At 61.0% G+C, this 20,707-nt stretch carries 19 protein-coding genes; 17 read left to right on the top strand and 2 right to left on the bottom strand.

All coding sequences use genetic code 11. The annotated features are described in order from the left end of the window. Positions 1-8 precede the first annotated feature (8 nt). Positions 9-2,204: a hypothetical protein gene (locus tag ACN0WF_RS13520; RefSeq protein ID WP_123644160.1), complete on the bottom strand. Its 2,196-nt coding sequence runs from the start codon at positions 2,202-2,204 to the stop codon at positions 9-11. Positions 2,205-2,595: 391 nt separating this feature from the next. Here ACN0WF_RS13520 and ACN0WF_RS13515 point away from each other — a divergent pair, with 391 nt between their 5' ends. The 8 genes from ACN0WF_RS13515 to ACN0WF_RS13480 are packed head-to-tail and all read left to right on the top strand — an operon-like array spanning position 2,596 to position 10,299. Then, a complete protein-coding gene (locus ACN0WF_RS13515) occupies positions 2,596-3,051 on the top strand; it encodes a DUF2924 domain-containing protein (RefSeq protein ID WP_272857886.1) in 456 nt (151 codons plus the stop codon). Continuing rightward, positions 3,048-4,370 carry a recombinase family protein gene (locus ACN0WF_RS13510; RefSeq protein WP_417773337.1) on the top strand — a complete coding sequence of 441 codons (1,323 nt, stop codon included), beginning with the start codon at positions 3,048-3,050 and terminating at the stop codon, positions 4,368-4,370. The genes ACN0WF_RS13515 and ACN0WF_RS13510 overlap by 4 nt, the downstream gene beginning before the upstream one ends. Next, positions 4,367-4,756 (top strand): hypothetical protein, encoded by a 390-nt coding sequence (locus ACN0WF_RS13505; RefSeq protein ID WP_263566753.1) that lies wholly within the window; start codon positions 4,367-4,369, stop codon positions 4,754-4,756. Before ACN0WF_RS13510 ends, ACN0WF_RS13505 begins: the two co-directional genes overlap by 4 nt. Before the next feature lie 15 nt (positions 4,757-4,771). Further along, entirely contained in the window at positions 4,772-5,041 is a 270-nt protein-coding gene (locus tag ACN0WF_RS13500) for a helix-turn-helix domain-containing protein (protein WP_263566754.1), read from the top strand. Further along, positions 5,038-7,176, top strand: coding sequence for a type I restriction-modification system subunit M (locus tag ACN0WF_RS13495; RefSeq protein ID WP_272857888.1), 2,139 nt, complete (start codon positions 5,038-5,040; stop codon positions 7,174-7,176). Before ACN0WF_RS13500 ends, ACN0WF_RS13495 begins: the two co-directional genes overlap by 4 nt. Beyond that, a complete protein-coding gene (locus ACN0WF_RS13490; protein ID WP_272857889.1) occupies positions 7,173-8,543 on the top strand; it encodes a restriction endonuclease subunit S in 1,371 nt (456 codons plus the stop codon). The genes ACN0WF_RS13495 and ACN0WF_RS13490 overlap by 4 nt, the downstream gene beginning before the upstream one ends. Positions 8,544-8,545: 2 nt before the next feature. Further along, entirely contained in the window at positions 8,546-9,217 is a 672-nt protein-coding gene (locus tag ACN0WF_RS13485; RefSeq protein ID WP_272857890.1) for a DUF4433 domain-containing protein, read from the top strand. A 17-nt stretch (positions 9,218-9,234) separates the two neighbouring features. Next, on the top strand, positions 9,235-10,299 hold the full coding sequence (locus tag ACN0WF_RS13480; protein ID WP_417427034.1) for a macro domain-containing protein: 1,065 nt from the start codon (positions 9,235-9,237) through the stop codon (positions 10,297-10,299). On the opposite strand, the gene ACN0WF_RS13475 is transcribed toward ACN0WF_RS13480, so the two are convergent. Beyond that, positions 10,254-10,577 carry a hypothetical protein gene (locus ACN0WF_RS13475; RefSeq protein WP_417773336.1) on the bottom strand — a complete coding sequence of 108 codons (324 nt, stop codon included), beginning with the start codon at positions 10,575-10,577 and terminating at the stop codon, positions 10,254-10,256. The two genes, ACN0WF_RS13480 and ACN0WF_RS13475, sit on opposite strands and share 46 nt — an antisense overlap. Positions 10,578-10,589: 12 nt before the next feature. On the opposite strand from ACN0WF_RS13475, the gene ACN0WF_RS13470 reads away from it, so the two are divergent. The 9 genes from ACN0WF_RS13470 (at position 10,590) to ACN0WF_RS13430 (ending at position 20,704) form a co-directional block, all read left to right on the top strand. Continuing rightward, complete coding sequence (locus tag ACN0WF_RS13470; protein WP_417773335.1) at positions 10,590-13,238, top strand: type I restriction endonuclease subunit R; 2,649 nt, start codon at positions 10,590-10,592, stop codon at positions 13,236-13,238. Positions 13,239-13,733: 495 nt separating this feature from the next. Continuing rightward, complete coding sequence (locus ACN0WF_RS13465) at positions 13,734-14,996, top strand: tyrosine-type recombinase/integrase (RefSeq protein WP_417427036.1); 1,263 nt, start codon at positions 13,734-13,736, stop codon at positions 14,994-14,996. A 50-nt stretch (positions 14,997-15,046) separates the two neighbouring features. Then, entirely contained in the window at positions 15,047-15,886 is an 840-nt protein-coding gene (locus ACN0WF_RS13460) for a hypothetical protein (RefSeq protein ID WP_417427037.1), read from the top strand. A 244-nt stretch (positions 15,887-16,130) separates the two neighbouring features. Then, on the top strand, positions 16,131-16,403 hold the full coding sequence (locus ACN0WF_RS13455; protein ID WP_417427038.1) for a helix-turn-helix transcriptional regulator: 273 nt from the start codon (positions 16,131-16,133) through the stop codon (positions 16,401-16,403). Positions 16,404-16,559: 156 nt separating this feature from the next. Further along, complete coding sequence (locus tag ACN0WF_RS13450; protein ID WP_417427039.1) at positions 16,560-18,140, top strand: DUF3987 domain-containing protein; 1,581 nt, start codon at positions 16,560-16,562, stop codon at positions 18,138-18,140. A gap of 910 nt (positions 18,141-19,050) precedes the next feature. Beyond that, positions 19,051-19,761, top strand: coding sequence for a hypothetical protein (locus tag ACN0WF_RS13445; RefSeq protein WP_417427040.1), 711 nt, complete (start codon positions 19,051-19,053; stop codon positions 19,759-19,761). Between the two features lie 33 nt (positions 19,762-19,794). Continuing rightward, entirely contained in the window at positions 19,795-20,247 is a 453-nt protein-coding gene (locus tag ACN0WF_RS13440; RefSeq protein WP_417427041.1) for a DUF5681 domain-containing protein, read from the top strand. Next, entirely contained in the window at positions 20,247-20,528 is a 282-nt protein-coding gene (locus ACN0WF_RS13435) for a hypothetical protein (protein WP_417427042.1), read from the top strand. Before ACN0WF_RS13440 ends, ACN0WF_RS13435 begins: the two co-directional genes overlap by 1 nt. Continuing rightward, a complete protein-coding gene (locus tag ACN0WF_RS13430) occupies positions 20,525-20,704 on the top strand; it encodes a hypothetical protein (protein WP_417427043.1) in 180 nt (59 codons plus the stop codon). The genes ACN0WF_RS13435 and ACN0WF_RS13430 overlap by 4 nt, the downstream gene beginning before the upstream one ends. The last annotated feature ends 3 nt before the right edge of the window (positions 20,705-20,707 follow it).

Below are 20,707 nucleotides of genomic sequence, written 5' to 3'. Positions count from 1 at the left end.
ACTCTAGATCACGCGGTGTCGGTCGCCTCGCCGAGACGCCAATAGCGATTGCTCGAGCCGTGCCGGATGTAAGTCGGATGCGCCTTCGCCCATGCGCCGGAAGAGAACAGCTGTCTGGGATTGTCAGACCCCATCCCGTCCATCAGGACCTTGGTCAGCCGCTGGCCTGTGCCATCGGTCGCCGCTTCAACAAGGCTTTCGAAGAGTTGGATCTGGCCCGCGCCGTCAAGCGTTAGCGGATCGAGACCCGGGATGATGAGCGTCGCAGAGCGAGGCGTGTGTCGTACAACTTGGGCGACTTGCGCGGAGGACGCCAGCGTTCGGTTCGCCTCGAATCGCCGAGCCATTTCCTCCTGGTCCAGATCGCCGAGGCTTCCGTCCTGAAGCAACAGGTCGCGTAGCGCGATCACGACGTTCGGCCCGAGGAATCGTGGTGGATCATTGGACACGGCGAGTACGAGACCAGGACCCGCCGTATGTCGCGACCGAAGCGCATTCTCGACATTCTCGCGGGCTTTCAGATCGGCAAGGCGGCGCGCCAGGTAAAGCGGGACCTTTCGCTCACCCAGTGCAATCGGCCCAAGCGAGACGAGGAACTCGTTGATGGTTTCGATGTTCCTGATACCGAGAGAGCCAGCTATCGCCTGGTGGATGGTTTCGGCGAGCCATGCTCGATCGATCCCGTACTCGATCGCATTGGTGTCGAGACGCAATCCGTCCGCCTCCCCAAAGGAACCGGTTTGTCGAACCGTCCCCGGCTCCGGACCCGTTTCCTGCTCAACTTCGACAACCTCATCGTCATCCTCGGCGAGCCCAATCACCTGCCGCCCTTTGCGGGCAATCAATCTCGCACTCACCAAGCGGGCTGGATCGACGCCCGCGGAGTTGAAGAATGCACCTGCAACAGTGTCGCCGGGCAGGTCGTACAGCGACAGAAGAAAGCCGAACCACTGCGCCCGTTCCTGATCGGTGAGCGTCCGCAGGTTCTGCGTAAGACCCCAGTGTTCGAGCAGTCGGAACCCAAGGTCCCGAAGGAACGGATCGCGCATGCTCTGCACGTCCGAACTGCTGCCATTCGAGATCGAGACCCGGAAGGTTCCCTTCTTGCCGTCTGATCGACGGGTGTAACCAATTGCGATGGCGATTTTTGTGAAGCCGAAACTCCGGATCAGGGTGGCTGAATTGGCGACGTATTTCCGGACAACGTCCTCCATCGTGTCTTCTATGGTCACCTTGATGTTCAGCCGCCGGCCCCACGAGCCGAGGCGCACCTCGGCCTCGACTACCGCCGCCAGCGTGATCTCGACATCGTCGAAATCCGGGCGATCCAGATCGAAGGAGGACCTGAAGCGTTCGAGGTTAAACTCTCGGCGGGTCAGCGGCTTGGCCGAAGGCGGGCGCCCTAGAACGACCTCCGCGAAGACTTTCGAGGTTTTTTCGCGAACCTCGCCGCTGGCTGATGCGACCTCGATTTTCTTCAGCTTGGGCGTGTAGATCAGGACAGCCTCGTGTGATGGCCTGTAGTAGTGGACGGTCCAGCCCCCTTCCTCGCGATGATTGTCGATACTTGACAGGGGCCCGGGATGGCGCAGGGCGACCATGAAGGACGGCGGGTAGTTGGCGGTCTCGGGCAATTCGAGGACGGACGCGGTGACCTTGCCCTTCAGTCCCAGAGCTTCCTGAACAGCGTCACAGAGCTTCTCGTCAGGGATTCCCTCTGCGTCGGCAACAGAATCGTGGTCGAAGTCCACCTCGCAGCATGTGTAGTACGTCCGCCGTTCTCGATAGCGCCGCGCGGCATAGAAGCTCTGGGCGTCGTGAAAGTGCATCGGGAAGACCGTGCGCATCCAGATGCTCTTGCACAGCAGGTCAGGCTGGGACTCATAATGGTCGTAGTCGACATTCTGCAGCCGTTGCCCCGCAACCGTGTCGAGTGAGGTCGCTCCCTTGTCCTGGCCCATGTCGAGCAGAGCGCCAGCGATGCCCTCAAGTAGCCCGATGATTTCCTTGTCCTCCGAACGCAGGTACGCACTCAGCGCGGCCTTGCCTTGATCATCGGTCGTGCCATCAATGATTTCCGGCGGAGCGAGAAGAGTGTCGTCGGGCCGTTTGAAGCTGGCGAGAAACTGCCGGACCAGCGCAGCTGGGGCGCCCTGAAGGATACTCCCGAGGTTCGGTCCGAATTCGCTCTTCCTCCGCGCCATGAACTCACCTCAATGAACAACTGCTCTCGATTGATTCAACCCACGATAATCATGGACATATCCGTGATCGGCAACCCCTGATGTTCTCTCCCTGTTCGCATTTCTGCATTCCGTTCTTCTGAGATGTCCCGTCCCGGGCGGCCGGGTGGCTTTTGATCGGTAACAGCACCACCGATCACGGCTACCAAGACATGAAACGACCCAATCCGCTCCCGCCCGACCAGATGACCGCCGCCGAGCGCCGCGCCGAGCTGTGCGGCCTGCTGGCACTCGGGCTGCTTCGGTTGCGGATGCGGGAGACGGGCGAAGTATCTGACGATACTGGAGAACGTTGCCTACACTATCCGCCCGACCGATGCCGTCATGCAACTCCAACTCGCCGGAGAAATGCATGAACAAGCCCGATCCCATCCCCGCGCGCCTGGCCGCGCTCAAGAGCACGCCGACACCCGACCTGAAGCAACAGTGGCGCGACCTGTTCGACAGCGAGCCGCCACCATTCAACCGCCGCTACCTCGAGTCCCGCCTGGCTTACCGCATCCAGGAACTCGCCTACGGCGGGCTGAAGCCCGAAACGATCCGGCGCTTGGAGCGGCTGGGCGAGGAACTGGACGGCGGCGACACGACGAAACGCAGGATCCGCGCCGACCGCGACCGCCCGATCATTGGCACGCGGCTGCTGCGAGAATGGCAGGGCGTCGAGCAGATCGTCACCGTCACCGCCGATGGCTTCGAATGGCAGGGGCGGCCGTACAAGTCGCTGTCGGCCATCGCGCGCGCGATCACCGGCACGCGTTGGAACGGGTGGACCTTCTTCGGGCTGAAGAACCACAGGGGGCGGACATGACGAAGCCGCCGGCTAGATCGAAGGTCGTCCGCAAGCTGAGGTGTGCCGTCTACACCCGGAAATCTTCCGAGGAAGGGTTGGAGCAGGAGTTCAATTCGCTCCACGCCCAGCGCGAGGCCTGCGAGGCGTATATCGCCAGTCAGCGATCTGAAGGCTTGGTGCTGGTCCGCGATCAGTATGACGACGGGGGGATCTCGGGCGGCACGCTGGACCGGCCAGGCCTGAAGCGGCTGCTGGAGGACATCGAGGACGGGCTGGTCGATGTGGTCGTGGTCTACAAGATCGACCGGCTCAGCCGCTCACTCGCCGACTTCGCGAAGCTGGTCGAGGTGTTCGACAGGAACGGAGTTACCTTCGTCTCGGTGACGCAATCCTTCAACACCACCACCTCCATGGGCCGGCTGACGCTGAACATCCTGCTCTCGTTCGCGCAGTTCGAGCGGGAGGTGACGGCCGAACGCATCCGCGACAAGGTCGCCGCCAGCCGGAAGAAGGGCATGTGGATGGGCGGGGTGCCGCCCTACGGCTACCGCGTCGAGAACCGGAAGCTGGTTGTCGACGAAGAAGCCGCCACGCATGTGCGCTGGCTCTTCGCCCGCTTCCTCGAGATCGGCTCCTGCACGGAACTGGCGCGGGAGGTCGGCACGCGCGGCCTCCGCACCCCGCGCGGCAATCGGATCGACAAGAAATACATCTACCGGATGCTCAGCAACCGCGCCTACATCGGTGAGGCGGTCCACAAGGGCGACAGCTATCCCGGCGAGCACGACGCCATCATCGATCAGGAAACGTGGGATCGCGTCCACACCATCCTGACCGAAAGCCCCCGCAAGCGCGCTGCCCGCACCCGTGCCGCCACGCCCGCGCTGCTGAAGGGGCTGCTCTACGGTCCCGACGGCGCAGCCTTCTCGCCGACGCACACCCGCAAGGGCGGGCGGCTGTACCGTTACTACGTCAGCCAGACGGTGCTGAAGCATGGCGCCGGGGCGTGCTCCATCGGCCGCGTGCCCGCGGGCGAGATCGAGGCCGCCGTCGTCGACCAGCTACGCGCCGTGTTCCGCCAGCCGGAGATCGTGGCGGGGACATGGAAGGCGGCGCGGGCGGAGGATGGCGAGATCACCGAGACCGACGCCCGCGAGGCGCAGACCCGGCTCGATCCCCTTTGGGACGAACTCTTCCCGGCCGAGCAGGCGCGCATCGTCGGGCTGCTGGTCGAGCGGGTCGAGATCGGCACCGAAGGGCTGAACGTCCGCCTGCGCATGGACGGGCTGGCGACACTGGCGCGCGAAATCACCACCGACATTGGAGCTGCCGCATGACCCGCGCCACGCCGATCCCCGACACCGTCACCATCCACGTTCCATTCCGCATCATCAAGCGCGGCGGACGGAAGGAGATGCAGCTGCCTGCAGACGTCCCGACTCAGCGCCGCCCCGACAATGCCCTCGTCAAGGCGCTGGCCCGGGCCTTCCGATGGAAGCGGATGCTCGAGTCGGGTGAGGTCACCACCATCGCTGAATTGGCTGAGCGTGAAGGAATCGCGGTGTCGTACGTCACCCGGCTTCTACGACTGACGCTGCTTGCGCCAGACATCGTGGAGGCCATTCTCGACGGGCGGCAGGGGCCGGAGGTGACGCTGGCGCGGTTGATAGAGCCGTTCCCATTGGAGTGGCAAGCGCAAGGGGCCCTTGATAACAAGCAGTGACCAGAATGGGCACTGATGGACTGGCTTGCCCCGGCTTACCCTGCTAGGATCCCCGAAATCTTCGAGAGGACAGGGATGGTTATGCAGCCCGAACCCGCGATGACTGTTCGCGACGTCGCTGGCTACCTGAACGTCGATGAAAAGACGGTCTACCGCCTGGCCAAGAGGGGTGAACTGCCCGGCTTCAAGGTTGCAGGCTCGTGGCGCTTCAAGAGGGCCGATCTGGACGCATGGATCGATCAGCAGAAGCAGGCTGCGCAAGATAATTCCGGGGGCGGGCATTGAGTGAACTGAACATCAGCAATTTCATCTGGAACATCGCCGACGATATCCTGCGCGACGTCTATGTCCGGGGAAAGTATCGGGATGTCATTCTGCCGATGACGGTGATTCGGCGTCTTGATGCGGTGCTGGAGCCGACCAAGGACGCCGTGCTCGCAATGAAGACGCAGCTCGACAAGGCTGGCGTTGCCAATCAGCACGCCGCGTTATGCCAAGCCTCTGGAGAAGCGTTCTACAACACCTCGCAGTTCCGCCTGCGCGACCTCACATCCCGCGCGCGGCGCCAGCAGTTGAAGGCGGATTTCGAAGCTTACCTCGATGGCTTCTCACCGAACGTCCAGGAGGTGCTGGACAAGTTCAAGTTCCGCAATCAGATACCGACCCTGGTCGAAGCTGACGCGCTCGGTTTCCTGCTCGAGAAATTCCTCGATCCATCGGTCAACCTCAGCCCGAAGCCTGTGCTGCATGCCGATGGCACCGTGCGCCTGCCGGGCCTCGACAACCACTCCATGGGTACGATCTTCGAGGAGCTGATCCGGCGCTTCAACGAAGAGAACAACGAGGAAGCCGGCGAGCACTTCACCCCGCGCGACGTGGTGGAGCTCATGTCCCATCTCATCTTCATGCCGATCGCCGACGACATCCAGTCGGGCACCTATCTCGTCTATGACGGGGCATGTGGTACCGGCGGCATGCTGACCGTGGCGGAAGAGACGTTCACCAGGCTCGCGACCGAGCACGGCAAGGAGGTCTCGGTCCATCTCTATGGCCAAGAGGTCAACCCCGAGACCTTCGCCATCAGCAAGGCCGACTTGATCCTGAAGGGCGAAGGGCTCGAAGCCGAGAACATGAAATTCGGCTCCACGCTCTCGTCGGACGCTTTCCCGTCCCACGAGTTCGACTTCATGCTGTCGAACCCGCCCTACGGCAAATCGTGGAAGACCGACCTCGAACGCATGGGCGGGAAGAAGGACATTCGCGATCCTCGCTTCCTGATCGAACATGGCGGCGACCCGGAATTCAGCCTGATAACCCGCTCCAGCGACGGCCAGATGGTGTTTCTGGCCAACATGCTCAGCAAGATGAAGACGGCCTCGCCCCTCGGCAGCCGCATCGCCGAAGTCCACAACGGATCGTCGCTTTTCACCGGCGACGCCGGATCGGGCGAGAGCAACGTTCGGCGCTGGGTGATCGAGAATGACTGGCTGGAGGCCATCGTCGCCCTGCCGCTGAACATCTTCTACAATACCGGGATTGCGACCTACATCTGGGTGCTGAGCAACCGCAAGGCGGAACACCGCCGCGGCAAGGTGCAACTCATCGACGCCACGTCCTGGTTCAGGCCATTGCGCAAGAACCTGGGCAAGAAGAACTGTGAACTGGGGCCCGACGATCTTCGCCGGATCACCGACGCCTTCATGCAGGGCCGTGAGGACGAGACGTCGAAAATTTTCCCCAACGCGGCGTTCGGCTACTGGAAGGCCACCATCGAACGCCCGTTGCGCCTGAAGGTCGAACTGTCGGACGTCGCGCTGCGCCGCTTCCGCAAGTCCTGCGCCGATGTGGGCGAGGCCGATCTGGCGCGCGCTGTCGAGGCGGTCGCCGAACATGCGGGCGCCGGCCCGCATCTCGACTTCAACCGCTTCGCCGCGCAGGTCGAGGCGGCGGCCGCCGGGCTTGGCATCCGGATGACCGCCAAGCGCCAGAAGCTGTTGATGTCGGCGTTGGGGGTGAAGGCGGCGGAAGCCGCGCCGGTCATCCGGAAAGTCACGAAGCCGAAGGCCGGCGCGGACATCGACCACGACGCGCTTCACGGCAGCTATCGCACCACCATCGACGGCAAGCAGGTGGTGGTGGAATACGAGCCGGATTCGGAGCTGCGGGACACCGAACAGGTGCCGTTCCTTGAGGACGGCGGGATCGAGGCCTTCGTCCGGCGCGAGGTGCTGCCCCATGCGCCCGACGCATGGATCGACGCCTCGAAGACGGTGATCGGCTACGAGATCAGCTTCACGCGGCATTTCTACAAGCCGCAGCCGCTGCGAGAGCTCGACCAGATCGAGGCGGATATCCGCGCGCTGGAGCAGGAGACGGAGGGCCTGCTGGAGGACGTGCTGGTCGGAGGCCGGGGCGCATGACGGCGCGCGCGCTTACCGTGGCACCGTCGGCGGAACGCGGGGGGCTTGCCCCCTATGCCTCCTATCGCGACAGCGGGTTGCCCTGGCTCGGCGCGATCCCGTCCCATTGGGACGTGCGCCGCAACGGCCGCCTGTTTGCCGAGCGCGTCGAGACCGGCTTCGAGGATCTGCCGATCCTGGAGGTTTCGCTGCGCACGGGCGTGCGGGTCCGTGACATGGAGAACGGCGCCCGGAAACAGCAGATGGCGGACCGCAGCAAGTACAAGCGCGCTGTCCGGGGCGACATCGCCTACAACATGATGCGCATGTGGCAGGGCGCGGTGGGTGTCGCGCCGGAGGACGGCCTGATCAGCCCCGCCTATGTCGTCGCGCGGCCGTTCCCCGAGGTCGATCCGCGCTACTACACCTATCTGTTCCGCACGCCCGCCTATATGCGCGAGGTGAACAAGTTTTCACGCGGCATCGTCTCGGACCGCAACCGGCTCTATTGGGGCGAGTTCAAGCAGATGCCGTCTGCCTTCCCTCCGACCGGGGAGCAGGCGCGGATCGCGGATTTCCTTGATGCCCATGGCCGTCTGACGGCCCGCCTGATCCGCAACAAGCGGCGGCTGATCGGCCTGTTGAACGAGCAGAAGCAGGCGATCATCAACCGCGCCGTCACCCGCGGCCTGAACCCCACCGCCCCGAAGAAGCCCACCGGCATCGACTGGATGCCCGAGGTTCCGGCGCATTGGAAGATTCTGAAACTCAAACGGTTTTCCCGCATGAAGAGCGGGGATTCTATTACTGCGGAGAGCATCGACGAAACTGGAACCTATCCGGTCTACGGGGGAAACGGACTGCGCGGATACACCGACCGTTTCACACATGACGGAACGTTCGCGCTGATCGGGAGACAAGGCGCCCTTTGTGGAAACGTCCACCGCGTGTCGGGAACCCTCTGGGCTTCTGAGCATGCGATTGTGACGACACTCGAGCCCCCTCACGATCTCGATTGGTTCGTGGAATTGTTGCGGGTCATGGACCTGAACCAGTATTCCGAGTCAGCGGCGCAACCGGGTCTCGCAGTTGACGATATTGCGAATCTCTACGCGCCTCTGCCGCCGCCGGGGGAACAAGTCGAAATCGCACAACACTTCAGAAACGAGTTCACGGACTTAAATGCTGTCTTGGAGCGCACAGGTCGCGAAATCACCCTCATCCGCGAATACCGCGAGCGGCTGATTGCCGATGTCGTCACCGGCAAGCTGGACGTGCGCCACATCGAGATCGCGGCGCCTGACGACGAGGCGGACATCGACAAGGACGACGCGCCGGACGACCTGGAGACCGAGGACACGGACGACCTGGCGGAGGCCGAGGACTGACCATGCCGCCGCCCGCCGCCCCGAAAATCTATCACATCGTGCACGTTGACCGGCTGCCCTCGATCATCGCCGAGGGCGGTCTGCTGTGCGATGCCGAGATCGTCCGGCGCACGGCGGCCGCCCCCGCCATGGGCACCACCATCGGGATGACCAGCATCAAGGAACGGCGGCTGAACGAGCTCGAGCTTTCCAGCCATCCCGGCCTGCGGGTCGGCGGCTGCGTGCCCTTCTACTTCTGCCCGCGCTCGATCATGCTCTATCTGATCCATTGCGCGAACCATGCCGAGCTTGCCTATCGCGGCGGCCAGGGACCGATCGTCCATCTGGAGGCCGACCTGCGCGACAGCGTCGCCTGGGCGGAACGCAACCGCTCCCGCTGGGCCTTCACCCTGTCGAACGCCGGGGCCTATTACTTCGAGGACCGGGCCGACCTCGGGCAGCTTGATGCGATCAACTGGGACGCGGTCCAGACGAACCGCTGGGCGGGGAACGGCATCTCGCGCTCGGTCAAGGAAGGCAAGCAGGCGGAATTTCTCATTGAGACGTCTTTTCCATGGCAGCTTGTGACCCGGATCGGGGTAAGGTCGCAGCAGGTCTACGGGCAAGTCAGAGCGGCGTTGCAGGCGGCGGAGCATAAGCCGCATGTCGAAATCAAGCCGGATTGGTACTATTGATGGGGAGGGAGGCCGCGATGTTTGAATACAAGACTGGCGATATTCTGGCCGCTGATGCCGATGCCCTGGTGAATACGGTGAACTGCGTTGGCGTGATGGGCCGAGGGATCGCGCTTCAGTTCAAGAACGCGTTCCCGGAGAATTTCCGCGCCTACGAGCAAGCCTGCAAGCGTGATGAAGTCCGGCCCGGCCATATGTTCGTCTTCGAGACCGGACAGCTGACCAGCCCGCGATACATCATCAATTTCCCGACCAAGCGCCACTGGCGCGGCAAGAGCCGTATGGAGGACATAGACGCGGGGCTGAAGGATCTGCAGCGCGTCATTCGAGAGAAGAAGATTCGGTCAATCGCTATCCCCCCGCTTGGCAGTGGGCTGGGCGGTCTCGACTGGAATGAGGTCCGGCCAAGGATCGAGGAGGCGCTGCGCGGCTTCAACGACCTGCAAGTCATCATCTTCCAGCCGAATGGCGCACCGGAACCGGCCCGGATGGCAAGGCGGCAGACGGCGCCGAACATGACCCCCGGCCGTGCGGCGCTGGTCGGCCTGATGGACCGTTACCTCAGCGGGCTGCTGGACCCGTTCGTGACGCTGCTCGAAGTGCACAAGCTCATGTATTTCATGAAGGTCAGCGGCGAGCCGTCGATGGAGCGGCTCCGGGTAGTGAAGGGCCCATACGGCCCGTATTCGGAAAACCTGACCCACGTCCTGCGCGAGATCGAAGGGTATTTCGTCTCCGGATACCGCGACGGCGGCGATGCGCCCAACAAGCAGCTCGAGCTTGTGCCGGGAGCTGTGCAGGACGCCGACGAATTCCTCGGAGAGCATCCCGACACACGCGCCCGTTTCGACAAGGTGGCCAACCTGGTGGAAGGCTTCGAGACGCCATTCGGCCTTGAGCTTCTGTCAACGGTGCACTGGGTGATCACGCACGAGTCGCCGAACTCGATCAATGAGGCGGTCTCCAAGGTTTACGGGTGGAATGATCGCAAGAAACAGTTCTCGCCGCGGCAGGTCGCACTGGCGGCGGAGGTCCTTCAGAAGAAGGGCTGGATCGATGCCGGTGCATTGCAGGCGAGCTGATGACGACGGACACCAGCGAGAAAGGCCTCGAAGCCCTCATCGTCCGCTCGCTCATTGACGAGGCGGGTTACGTTGCCGGGGCTTCGAAGGATTTCGACCGGGACCACGCCGTTGACCTGACGAAGCTGTCCGACTTCCTCAACGCGACACAGCCCGAGGCTGTCGAGGCGCTCGGCATCGGCGAGGATGGACCGAAGCGGCTGCAGTTCCTGCACCGGCTTCAGGGCGAGATCGCCAAGCGCGGCGTCATCGACGTCCTGCGCAACGGCGTGAAGCACGGCCCCGGCTCAGTGGAGCTGTTCTTCGGCACGCCGACCCCGGGCAACGCCAAGGCCGAGGCGTTGTTCGCCGCGAATATCTTCAGCGTCACCCGCCAGCTGCACTATTCGAAGGACGCCACCAAGCTGTCGCTCGACGTGGCCGTCTTCATCAATGGTCTGCCGGTTGCCACCTTCGAGCTGAAGAACAGCCTGACCAAGCAGACGGTCGAGGACGCGATCGAGCAATACAAGCGCGACCGCAGTCCGAAGGAGTTACTGTTCCAGTTCGGCCGCTGCGTCGTCCACTTCGCCGTGGACGATCACGAGGTGCGGATGTGCACCCAGCTGAAGGGCAAGGCGTCCTGGTTCCTGCCGTTCAACAAGGGCTGGAACGACGGCGCGGGCAATCCGCCGAACCCTCATGGGCTGAAGACCGACTACCTGTGGAAGGAGTACCTGACGAAGCGAAACCTCACCGACATCCTTGAGAACTATGCGCAGGTGGTCGAGGAGGTCGACGAGCGCGGCAAGAAGAAGCCGCCGAAGCAGGTCTTCCCGCGGTTTCACCAGCTTGACGTGGTGCGCAAGCTGCTGGCCGATGCCGAAGCCGTAGGGGCCGGAAAGCGGTACCTGATCCAGCACTCGGCCGGTTCGGGCAAGAGCAACTCGATTGCTTGGCTCGCCCACCAGTTGATCGGCCTGGAGACGGCCGGAACGATGACCTTCGACTCCGTCATCGTGGTCACCGACCGGCGCGTTCTGGACAAACAGATCCGCGATACGATCAAACAGTTCGCGCAGGTGTCATCCGTCGTGGGCCACGCCGAAAAGTCTGGCGACCTGCGCGCCTTCCTGAAGGCCGGCAAGAAAATCATCATCACGACGGTGCAGAAGTTCCCCTTCATCCTCGACGAGATCGGCGACGAGCACCGTGGGCGAACCTTCGCCATCATCATCGACGAGGCCCATTCCAGCCAGGGCGGCCGCACTGCCGCGAAGATGAACATCGCGCTCGCGGCGAATGGCGCCGAGGAGGAGGACGAGACGGTCGAGGATGCCATCAACCGGCTGATGGAAGCTCGGAAGGTGCTGTCGAACGCCAGCTATTTCGCGTTCACCGCCACGCCAAAGAACAAGACCCTGGAGGTATTCGGCGCTCCGGTCCCGCAGGGCGACAAGGTCAAGCACGTGCCTTTCCACAGCTACACGATGAAGCAGGCGATTCAGGAGGGCTTCATCCTCGACGTGCTGAAGCACTACACGCCGGTCGACAGCTACTACCGGCTCATGAAGACGGTTGAGGACGATCCCAAGTTCGACACGAAGCGGGCGCAGAAAAAGCTGCGCAAGTATGTGGAATCCCATGACCATGCGATCCGGAAGAAGGCCGAGATCATGGTCGATCACTTCCACGACCAGGTCATCGCGCACCGCAAGATCGGCGGTGCGGCCCGGGCGATGGTCATCACCAACGGGATTCAGCGCGCGATCCAGTACTTCCACGCCTTCCAGGCCTATCTGAAGGAACGCAAGAGCCCGTACCAAGCCATCGTCGCCTTCTCGGGCGAACATGAGTATGGCGGCCAGAAGGTCACGGAAGCGACGATGAACGGCTTTCCGAGCAGCCAGATCGAGGAGCTGATTCAAAAGGATCCGTATCGCTTCCTGATTGTCGCGGACAAGTTTCAGACCGGCTATGACGAGCCGCTGCTGCACACGATGTACGTGGACAAGACGCTGTCCGGCGTGAAGGCGGTGCAAACCCTGTCGCGGCTGAACCGGGCACATCCGCAGAAGCACGACACCTTTGTTCTCGACTTCATGAACGACTTCGACGCCATCAAGGCATCCTTCGAGCCGTACTATCGGACCACGATTCTCAGCGAAGAGACCGATCCTAACAAGCTGCACGATTTGAAGGCCTCACTGGACGGCTACCAGGTCTATTCTTGGGAACAGGTGGAGGACTTGGTGGCGCTCTACCTCGGCGGCGCGGACCGGGACAAGCTCGACCCGATTCTCGACGCTTGCGTGGCCGTATACAAGGCAGACCTCGACGAGGACGGACAGGTCGACTTCAAGGGCAAGGCGAAGGCGTTCACCAGGACATACGGCTTCCTGGCTGCGATCCTTCCCTTCAGCAATGCCGATTGGGAGAAGCTGTCGATCTTCCTGAATTTCCTGACGCCGAAGCTGCCGGCCCCGGAGGAGCCGGACCTGTCAAAGGGTATTCTCGAGGCAATCGACATGGACAGCTATCGGGTCGAAGCTCAGGCAACCATGGCCATCGTGTTGCCCGACGCAGACGCAGAAATCGAGCCCGTGCCGACCACGGGGGGCGGCGGCCGGCCCGATCCAGAGCTTGATCTCCTGAGCAATATTCTAAAGATTTTCAACGAGATGTTCGGCAATATCGAGTGGAAGGACAAGGACAAGATCGGGAAGGTGATTGCAGAGGAACTGCCCGCGAAAGTCTCGGCGGACAGGGCGTATCAGAACGCCATGAAAAACTCGGACAAGCAGAACGCCCGGATCGAGCACGACAAGGCACTTGAACGCGCAGTGATCGAGCTGCTCTCCGACCATACCGAGTTGTTCAAGCAGTTCTCCGACAACCCGTCGTTCAAGAAATGGCTGTCCGAAACGATCTTCACAGCGACATACGCCGATGCATCGTAACGGCGAGACCGGAAAAGTTCGACGTGAGGGGCCATAGGAAGCGAAGGGAACCGGGATCGGAGTCCGCGCTGGCGCGAAATAAAATCGTTTATAGTCAGATGATTACAGGCTGTTCACCGAAGCGGCGCAGTCAACAGGTCCGGAGAATATCGGCCCCGAGAGAACACTTTCAGGCCTATTGGCGGCAGGGTCAGTGTTCAGCCCATCCCGCATAACCCTTGAAAACAACGGAAAAATCCGGCCGCGGCCGGATCGGGAGAACGCTTTCGCGGGTGCAAGTGGCGGAGGGGGTGGGATTCGAACCCACGGTACGGTTGCCCGCACGGCGGTTTTCAAGTTTTACCATGCTTGGCCCGCAGTTGCACGCAGCAGCCCGCAACAACACGAAAATGCCTTATGAATCAGTATCTTGATGCCCTTGCACACTCGTCGTAGCATGTCGTAACCCGCTGTAGCGCGCTAGAAATGCGCTATGAACAGCATCAGGAGCACGACATGGCAAAGTTGACGAAGGGATACATCGACAAAGTTCAGCCACCGGCTGAGGGGTACAAGATTCACTGGGATGAGGCGGTTAAGGGCTACGGTCTGCGCATCATGTCGAGCGGCAAGAAGGTGTTCGTTGCGCAAGGGCGAGTACGGGGCAAGCCCGTAATTGTCACCATCGGCCCCTATGGCCTTTTCACAGAGGACCAAGCCCGTAAGAAGGCCCAGAGCATCCTTCAGCAGATGCGCGACGGCATTGATCCTCGGGATGCAAAGAAGGCAGAGGAAGCTGCTGCCGTCACCCTTCGCACCGTTGCGACCGAATATATGAACCGGCCCGGCAAGCTCAAGGAAAGCAGCAAGGGCGAGATCGACAGGCATGTGACGACCACATTTGCGGCATGGCAGGACAAGCCCATCGCCTCCATCAGCGAAGATGACGTTCGGAAGCGCTATCGCGAAATGCTGACGAAGGGCTTGCGCGGCAAGGCACCGGCACCCGGTCAGGCGGCGCAGTGCATGTCCGTTCTTCGTGCGCTCATCAACTTCGCGATGCGCCGCTATAAGCGCGCCGACGGCACTCCGCTTATTCTGAACAACCCCGTCAATGCCCTGAAAGACGATTGGGTCCAGTTGCAACCGCGCACGTCCCGAATTCCGGACAACAGGGTTGGCGCAGTGTGGTCAGCGCTGAATGAATGGCGGGCGGAAGCATACACTCGTGACAGCCTTGCCGGGATTGACCTTGTGATGTTCCTCCTTCTGACAGGGTGCCGCCTGAACGAGGCAGCGACGCTGACGTGGGATCGCGTCCATATTGAGGACGACCCGGCTAACTGCTGGTGGCATCTGCCTGACCCAAAGAACCATCATCCATTCTGGTTCCCGTTGTCCTCGCTGGCCGTCGAACTGCTCAAGACGCGGCTGCGCGTGGAAGGTTCGCCTTGGGTCTTCACGACCTGGAGCAAGTCCGGGCACATCATCAGCCCACGCGAGTTGCTGGAAAAGGTCAGCAAGGTTGCCGGAACCAAAGTGACCGCGCATGATCTACGCAGGACGCACACGACCATCGGCATCGCCAATTGCGGCATAGACTTCTACAAGGTGGAACTGCTCACCGGGCACCTGCCAAACGGTAGCGTCACTGCCCGCCACTATCTGGAAACGTCGCGCCTTGGCTATCTATATCCGGAGACGCAGCGCATCGCCGACTGGATTGGGGAGCAGGCCGCGAAAGCGAACGGCGGCAATGTGGTACCGCTCCGCGCGTGACACGGTTCACCCGCTACAGTAGAAACGGTTGAGCACGCTCGGAGGGAATCATGTTCAATTTATTGATGTTCAATACTGAATGGACTTCTGGTCGCGCAACTGTCCCAATCGGCAGGGTCTTTGAGTATACGGACGATCACATCATTGAGCAGTTTCGCCTTAATGGAGATCCGTTGCTTGATAAACTGACTGCTCTGCCGTGTCTGTTTTGCGAAGAAGGAATAACGACCGAAATCGCATATGTTGGCCAGATTAACCGGGCGCGGATCACTGGGAGAGACATTGCACTTGAAATAAGCTCCGATGCAGATGTTCCCCCGCTTCAGAATAGCATGATGTATGCAAATCGCGCGCAATTGGACATGCCGCACGATTTCGAGTTCTCTCGGAATCATTGGGCGGTGAAGGACATAGACCTTTATCGCTTCCTACTTCGCAACGTGCAGCCACGCCGCCAGCGCCCGTCGGTGTTCCAAATCCCTGAGCACGAGAGTATCGAACCAACACTTGCTTCCGCAATGATGCCATTCGATGCAGGGTTCAATCCTGTTTATGACGCTATCCGCCAAGCTGCCGAGAATGTTGGATTGCGATGCAGACGCGCCGACGACATTTGGGAAAATGCTGCGATCATTCAGGACGTGGTCGCCCTAATCGATAGGTCCCGTATCGTGATTTGCGATTGCTCTAACCGGAACCCGAACGTGTTCTACGAGGCGGGTATCGCTCACACGCTTGGGCGAGAGGTGATCCTTATTACGCAGAGCGAGCACGACATTCCATTCGATCTTCGCCACCTGCGTTATGTTCGCTATCATAACAATCGCGAGGGGCGCGAAGCTCTCGTAGAAGCGCTACAGGGGCGAATGCAGACGCTGCTGGGCCATTAGAAAAACGGGCATGCCCAAAAATAATCCAAGTGTAATAAGGGCTTGCGCGAGCTACAGCGTGTAATGTACGGTATCAACATTACCTCGCTATCCGCCACGTGCCGCACGGGGCGGGACGCTCGAATGAGCGCATCCGGTTGCAGCATCATGGGTTGGGCTGCCGGGGACTGAAATGACCACATGGGTGGTTCAGCGGGACAACGCCTCGTCCGGAAACGGGTGAGCGCAGTCGGAAGCGCAACCCATGACCCTCTCCGAATACACCCTTGAAGACCTTTGCGATCTGTTTGGCTATACGCCCAAAGGGCGACCTATCAGCCGCAAGGAATTTTCTGAATTTTCAGGCCTGTCGGTCGACACCCTCGAAGGTCATGCCCTTCGCGGCACAGGTCCACGCTATTTCAAACCCGAAGGCACGCGGCGTGTCTGGTATGCGGAGCGTGATGTGCTCGCGTGGCTTGCCTCGGGTGCACGCCAAAGCACCAGCGACCAGCCCGAAGACTACGTCGCAGCCTAACCCGCACCAAACATGGAAAATGCTGCCGGGCCAGATGAAAACGGAATGCGCTCGCAGGGTTCGCGCTCAGCGCGGGCGCATCGTCTAGCCCAGTCGCAGCCAGCTCAAGAAAAAGCGGCAGGATGTGCCACCATCCCGCCGCCAAGGAGACCCAACATGGAAACCCTAAGTTTCAGCTTGGAAACAGTAGGACATGCTGCGCCAAGCGGCACCGACAAAATGCACCTTGATAGGTTCGAAGGCGATGAGGACGACTGGTACATCATGGATCGTGCGCTCGAATGCGGTGCAGACCCACAAGCCGTCCTCAATGAGGTTCGTGCAGCACAGCGGCAAAAACCGCCCGCACAGCCACAATCGCCGGGTGCTCAAGGGGACCGCGGCGGTTGGGGGCGAAAAGCCGCTGTAGCTGAGGCTGCGGGCGCTGCGCTCCCGTGGCCGCCCGGTCGCGCCGGTCGCTTTGCCCAATTCATCTTCGATCGTAGCTACTCGCCTGTCCGGGAGGTAGCGATTGCCGCCACCCTGGGACTGCTGGCTGGGGTCTGCGGGCGCGCATATCGAACCTACTCCGGCAAGGATTTGGCGCTGTATCTCATCCTTGTCGCGCGCAGCGGCATCGGAAAGGACAGCACCCACGATTCCATTCCGCTCATGCTCAAGCTCGCTTCCGTCCCGCTGGCCGACCGCTTCGTGCGTGCACAGGACTTCGTGAGCGGCGAGGCGCTGCACAAGGAGTTGCTGAGGGAGCCGGGGTTCCTCGCGCTGCAAGGTGAGTTTGGGCGCAAGCTCAAGCGCATGTCCAACCCGATTGACACGCCGATGCAGAACCTGCGGACGGTAATGACGAACGCCTACGGGAAACAGTACTTTGAGGGAAAGAGCTATAGCAACGCCGACAACAGATTGAGCGGCGTAGATTGGCCTGCGCTGTCTTTTCTTGGGGAGACGACGCCCAGCACTTTTCTTGAGTGCCTCACGCCTGACATGATGGCTGACGGCTTCCTGTCGCGGTTCCTTTGCGTCACCTACGAAGGTGACCGCCCGCCGCCGAACCGGGACCGTGACGCGGAACTGGATCCGGAAGACTTGGCGGCATGGCGAACGCTCGTCAGTCACATGGTCAGCTTTCAGTCCCCGATCAACATCCCCGCCACTTGCACAGCAGTTCCGAACGAAGATGCTCAGTACAAACTCGAGTCGTTCGAGTTGGACTGCATCGACGACCTTAACGCGACAGACGACGAGTCGGAGCGGCAGGTCTGGAGCCGCGCCCACCTGAAGGCGTTGAAGGTGGCATCCCTGCTCGCGGTCGCCGACCATTGCTTCAACCCAGTCGTGCGGATCGAGCACGTCGCATGGGCGCTCAATCTCGTGCGGCAGGACATTGCTCTGTTCCAGTCACGCAAGCGCAGTGGGGACATCGGGACTGACGACGACGCGCGGGAGCGCAAGCTCATCGCCTTCATGAAAGAATATCTGCTCAACCCCGTGCCGCCCAGCTACAAGGTGCCGAGTGGAATGCGAGAGATCGGCATCGTCACTCGCGCCTACCTACAGGTCCGGGCGTCGAGCCTTCCGGCCTTTGCTAACCACAGGTTCGGAAAGGTCAAGGCAGTGGACGACGCACTTCGAAGTCTGCTCGACAGCGGGTACATCGTGGAAGTGAAAGGGCATAAGCTGGTCGAGGACTACAGATTCCACGGGAAGGCGTTCCGTATCGTGCGGATGCCGGGCTGAAGTGATTGACAGGCACCCGGTAAAGTAAGAGCGCTCTCTTTACGCACCGAGACCTGAAAAACTCAGCAAAAGCAAGGGTGTGCTACACAGCATAAATAAAATTAAGACATTAATGCACCCCCTTGCTGTAGTTCGGTTTTGGTTATGGACGGGGGCTCATTTGTTTCTTAACGCCTTCCACGCCTTCCACGTCGTTCACGTCAGTCGGGTGCAGCCAGCGCAAGGGAAGTTATGCGGGACGCTTCGCCCGCTCGCTCTGGCCGGTGAACCTCCGCCACGCATACAGTTCGCAAACTGCGTTGTTGACGTTCCATCCATGTCCAGCCGCAGCCTCCCGCACTTCCTTTGCCGTGGTTGTCGGGTGTTCATCGAGGTAGTCCCATATGGCTGCGCACTTGCCGCCAGCCTTGGGGCGCTTCGGGGTACTGCTCTCGCTGCGCCGCCGCGTGGGGCGCGTTTCGGGGGTACTCGCCGCAATGGGGTAGCTGGGGCACCGTGTTGCGGCTGTAGCGGCCCCATATCGCCGCTGCTGGTTTCCTTCTCCTTCCAGCCAAAGCGAACTTCGCCATTCTCTTTATGCACCGTGATCTTGATGCGTTCCGAAGGCACCCCAGCAGCTACCCCGGCGCGACGGGCATTCTCTCGGCGGGTGTATGTGGTCATCTCGTCCATTTCGCAGCCTCAGTTCATGTTTTGTCCAAGTTGACGCTGCTGTTACACGACAGGTCATCCGACCCCGGCAACGACTTTTGCGAATGAAACGACCTTCGCCAAATATGCAGTTTGGTGCGGGTTGGCTCACCAAGTAGACCTAACACATTGATATCAATAACATTTCCCTTGCATGAACAAAGCCAGAACAGGTAATTTGCAGCACATAACACGCCACATCAGCGTTCAAGAGGCCAAAATGAGCACTGAAATCTCAACCCAGATTACGCCTGCCCTGCATCCCGACAACGTGATGCAGATCGAGGGATACGACTCCGACACTGCGCCAATCCTCGCGCCGACCATGACGGCTTTTTCCGAAGCCTATGAAGGGCTGCGGCAGGTCCACACCGCGCGGGAGAAGGCGAAGACCAACCCGACTTGGAATGAAGCCATGCAGGTCATCCACACCCAGGAGTTGGCTGACAAGGTGATGGCGCGCATTACCCGCACCTTCGACGCGACCCGCACCAACTTGGAAAAGGGCATCGCGCATCTCGAAGGCGAATTGACGAAGCCGGTCGAGAGCAAAGCAGCGGGAAGCATCGCAGCGGAGGTTCGCGCCCATATGAAGGGCTTGCCCACCGCAGAGCGAATGAAGGTCATCCAGCAGGCTATCGCTGAGGGTGATCACGTGACGTCTACGGCGATCCTCGGAGCTCCGCCATTTTTGTCCGGCATCGGCGCTGACATGCAGAAGACGTTCACCCGAATCTATCACGAGCGCCACAATCCGCAGGTCGCCAAGCGGCTCAAGGCAATGCAGGCTGCAAAGGTGATGATCGAGGATCGCGGCGGGCTGGTGTTCAAGGCGATGGAAAAGGCGGTCGGCACCCAGCCCTACAAGGTCAAGGCATTGCGTGAAGCGAAGAACGCTGCCGAGCAAGCCTTCATCCTCAAGGACGGCTGATCGCACTCTGATTAGTTCATGGAGCAGCACTGCATGGCGGATGTATCGCAACCGGATTGGATGCAGGGGTTCGAGGCCAAGCCTGCGAAGTGGACCCCCGGCATGAAAAGCCCGAACCCGAAGGGGCGTCCGAAGGGCATTGTGGACAAACGGCAGAAGCTACAAGCCGCCTTTGCCGACGAAGCGGCTGACATTGCCCGCGTGGTCATCGACAAGGCTCTAGAAGGTGACATGCAGGCAGCGAACATCGCGCTGGCGCGCATTGCTCCACCGCTTCGCGCCGCCGCCGAGAGGGTTCAGTTTGAGCTGGACCCCGAGCGTCCCTTGTCCGAGCAGGCGACCCAAATCCTTCAAGCAGTCGCCGAAGGTAAGGTGGACCCGGAGACAGGGAAAACGCTGATTGCCTGCTTGCAGGCCGTTTCGGGCATCAAAGCGACCGAAGACCTTGAACAACGCATCATCATTCTGGAGGCGAAGCAGGCCTGATGACCATCATTCCGACCAGACGCAACACCGTCTACGCCTACGACCCCTTGCCCGAAGACACGCGGGCCGATGTGACGCTCGTAGGCAAGGACATGAACGGCAAGCCCGTTCGCCATCTGCTGCTCACGCAGACCATCGACAAATATCAAGATGCGATCCGCTGGGCCGTTGAGATGGCCGACTTCATGGAAGGTCCGATTGAGATCGTGACCATGACCGAGGCCGAGTTTGAACTGCGCCGAGAGCGCAAAATGTATGCTGGCATGGGGATTTTGCAGTGAAGAACGATGACCTTGATAACCACAATGGCCCTGAGCAAACCCCGCCAACGCCTGCCGACATCAAAGCCGTTGAGAAGCGCAGACTTGAGCGGCTGGAATTCGAGCAAGCCTATCGTGACGCGAATCTGCGCCGCGCCCTTGCTCTCGGGCATGCCATGTCCGGGCGGAAGGACTGACGA

Source organism: Stappia sp., from assembly GCF_048268045.1.
Lineage (GTDB): Bacteria > Pseudomonadota > Alphaproteobacteria > Rhizobiales > Stappiaceae > Stappia.
This window is presented reverse-complemented; position numbering and strand designations above follow the sequence as displayed.

What these genes read in the sequence shown, in the direction of transcription:
- ACN0WF_RS13480 (WP_417427034.1), top strand. Translation starts at nt 9,235, where the DNA reads ATGTTTGAATACAAGACTGGCGATATTCTGGCCGCTGATGCCGATGCC.
- ACN0WF_RS13445 (WP_417427040.1), top strand. Translation starts at nt 19,051, where the DNA reads ATGAGCACTGAAATCTCAACCCAGATTACGCCTGCCCTGCATCCCGAC.
- ACN0WF_RS13435 (WP_417427042.1), top strand. Translation starts at nt 20,247, where the DNA reads ATGACCATCATTCCGACCAGACGCAACACCGTCTACGCCTACGACCCC.
- ACN0WF_RS13505 (WP_263566753.1), top strand. Translation starts at nt 4,367, where the DNA reads ATGACCCGCGCCACGCCGATCCCCGACACCGTCACCATCCACGTTCCA.
- ACN0WF_RS13520 (WP_123644160.1), bottom strand. Translation starts at nt 2,204, where the DNA reads ATGGCGCGGAGGAAGAGCGAATTCGGACCGAACCTCGGGAGTATCCTT.
- ACN0WF_RS13460 (WP_417427037.1), top strand. Translation starts at nt 15,047, where the DNA reads ATGTTCAATTTATTGATGTTCAATACTGAATGGACTTCTGGTCGCGCA.
- ACN0WF_RS13455 (WP_417427038.1), top strand. Translation starts at nt 16,131, where the DNA reads ATGACCCTCTCCGAATACACCCTTGAAGACCTTTGCGATCTGTTTGGC.
- ACN0WF_RS13465 (WP_417427036.1), top strand. Translation starts at nt 13,734, where the DNA reads ATGGCAAAGTTGACGAAGGGATACATCGACAAAGTTCAGCCACCGGCT.
- ACN0WF_RS13485 (WP_272857890.1), top strand. Translation starts at nt 8,546, where the DNA reads ATGCCGCCGCCCGCCGCCCCGAAAATCTATCACATCGTGCACGTTGAC.
- ACN0WF_RS13510 (WP_417773337.1), top strand. Translation starts at nt 3,048, where the DNA reads ATGACGAAGCCGCCGGCTAGATCGAAGGTCGTCCGCAAGCTGAGGTGT.
- ACN0WF_RS13490 (WP_272857889.1), top strand. Translation starts at nt 7,173, where the DNA reads ATGACGGCGCGCGCGCTTACCGTGGCACCGTCGGCGGAACGCGGGGGG.
- ACN0WF_RS13440 (WP_417427041.1), top strand. Translation starts at nt 19,795, where the DNA reads ATGGCGGATGTATCGCAACCGGATTGGATGCAGGGGTTCGAGGCCAAG.
- ACN0WF_RS13515 (WP_272857886.1), top strand. Translation starts at nt 2,596, where the DNA reads ATGAACAAGCCCGATCCCATCCCCGCGCGCCTGGCCGCGCTCAAGAGC.
- ACN0WF_RS13500 (WP_263566754.1), top strand. Translation starts at nt 4,772, where the DNA reads ATGGACTGGCTTGCCCCGGCTTACCCTGCTAGGATCCCCGAAATCTTC.
- ACN0WF_RS13450 (WP_417427039.1), top strand. Translation starts at nt 16,560, where the DNA reads ATGGAAACCCTAAGTTTCAGCTTGGAAACAGTAGGACATGCTGCGCCA.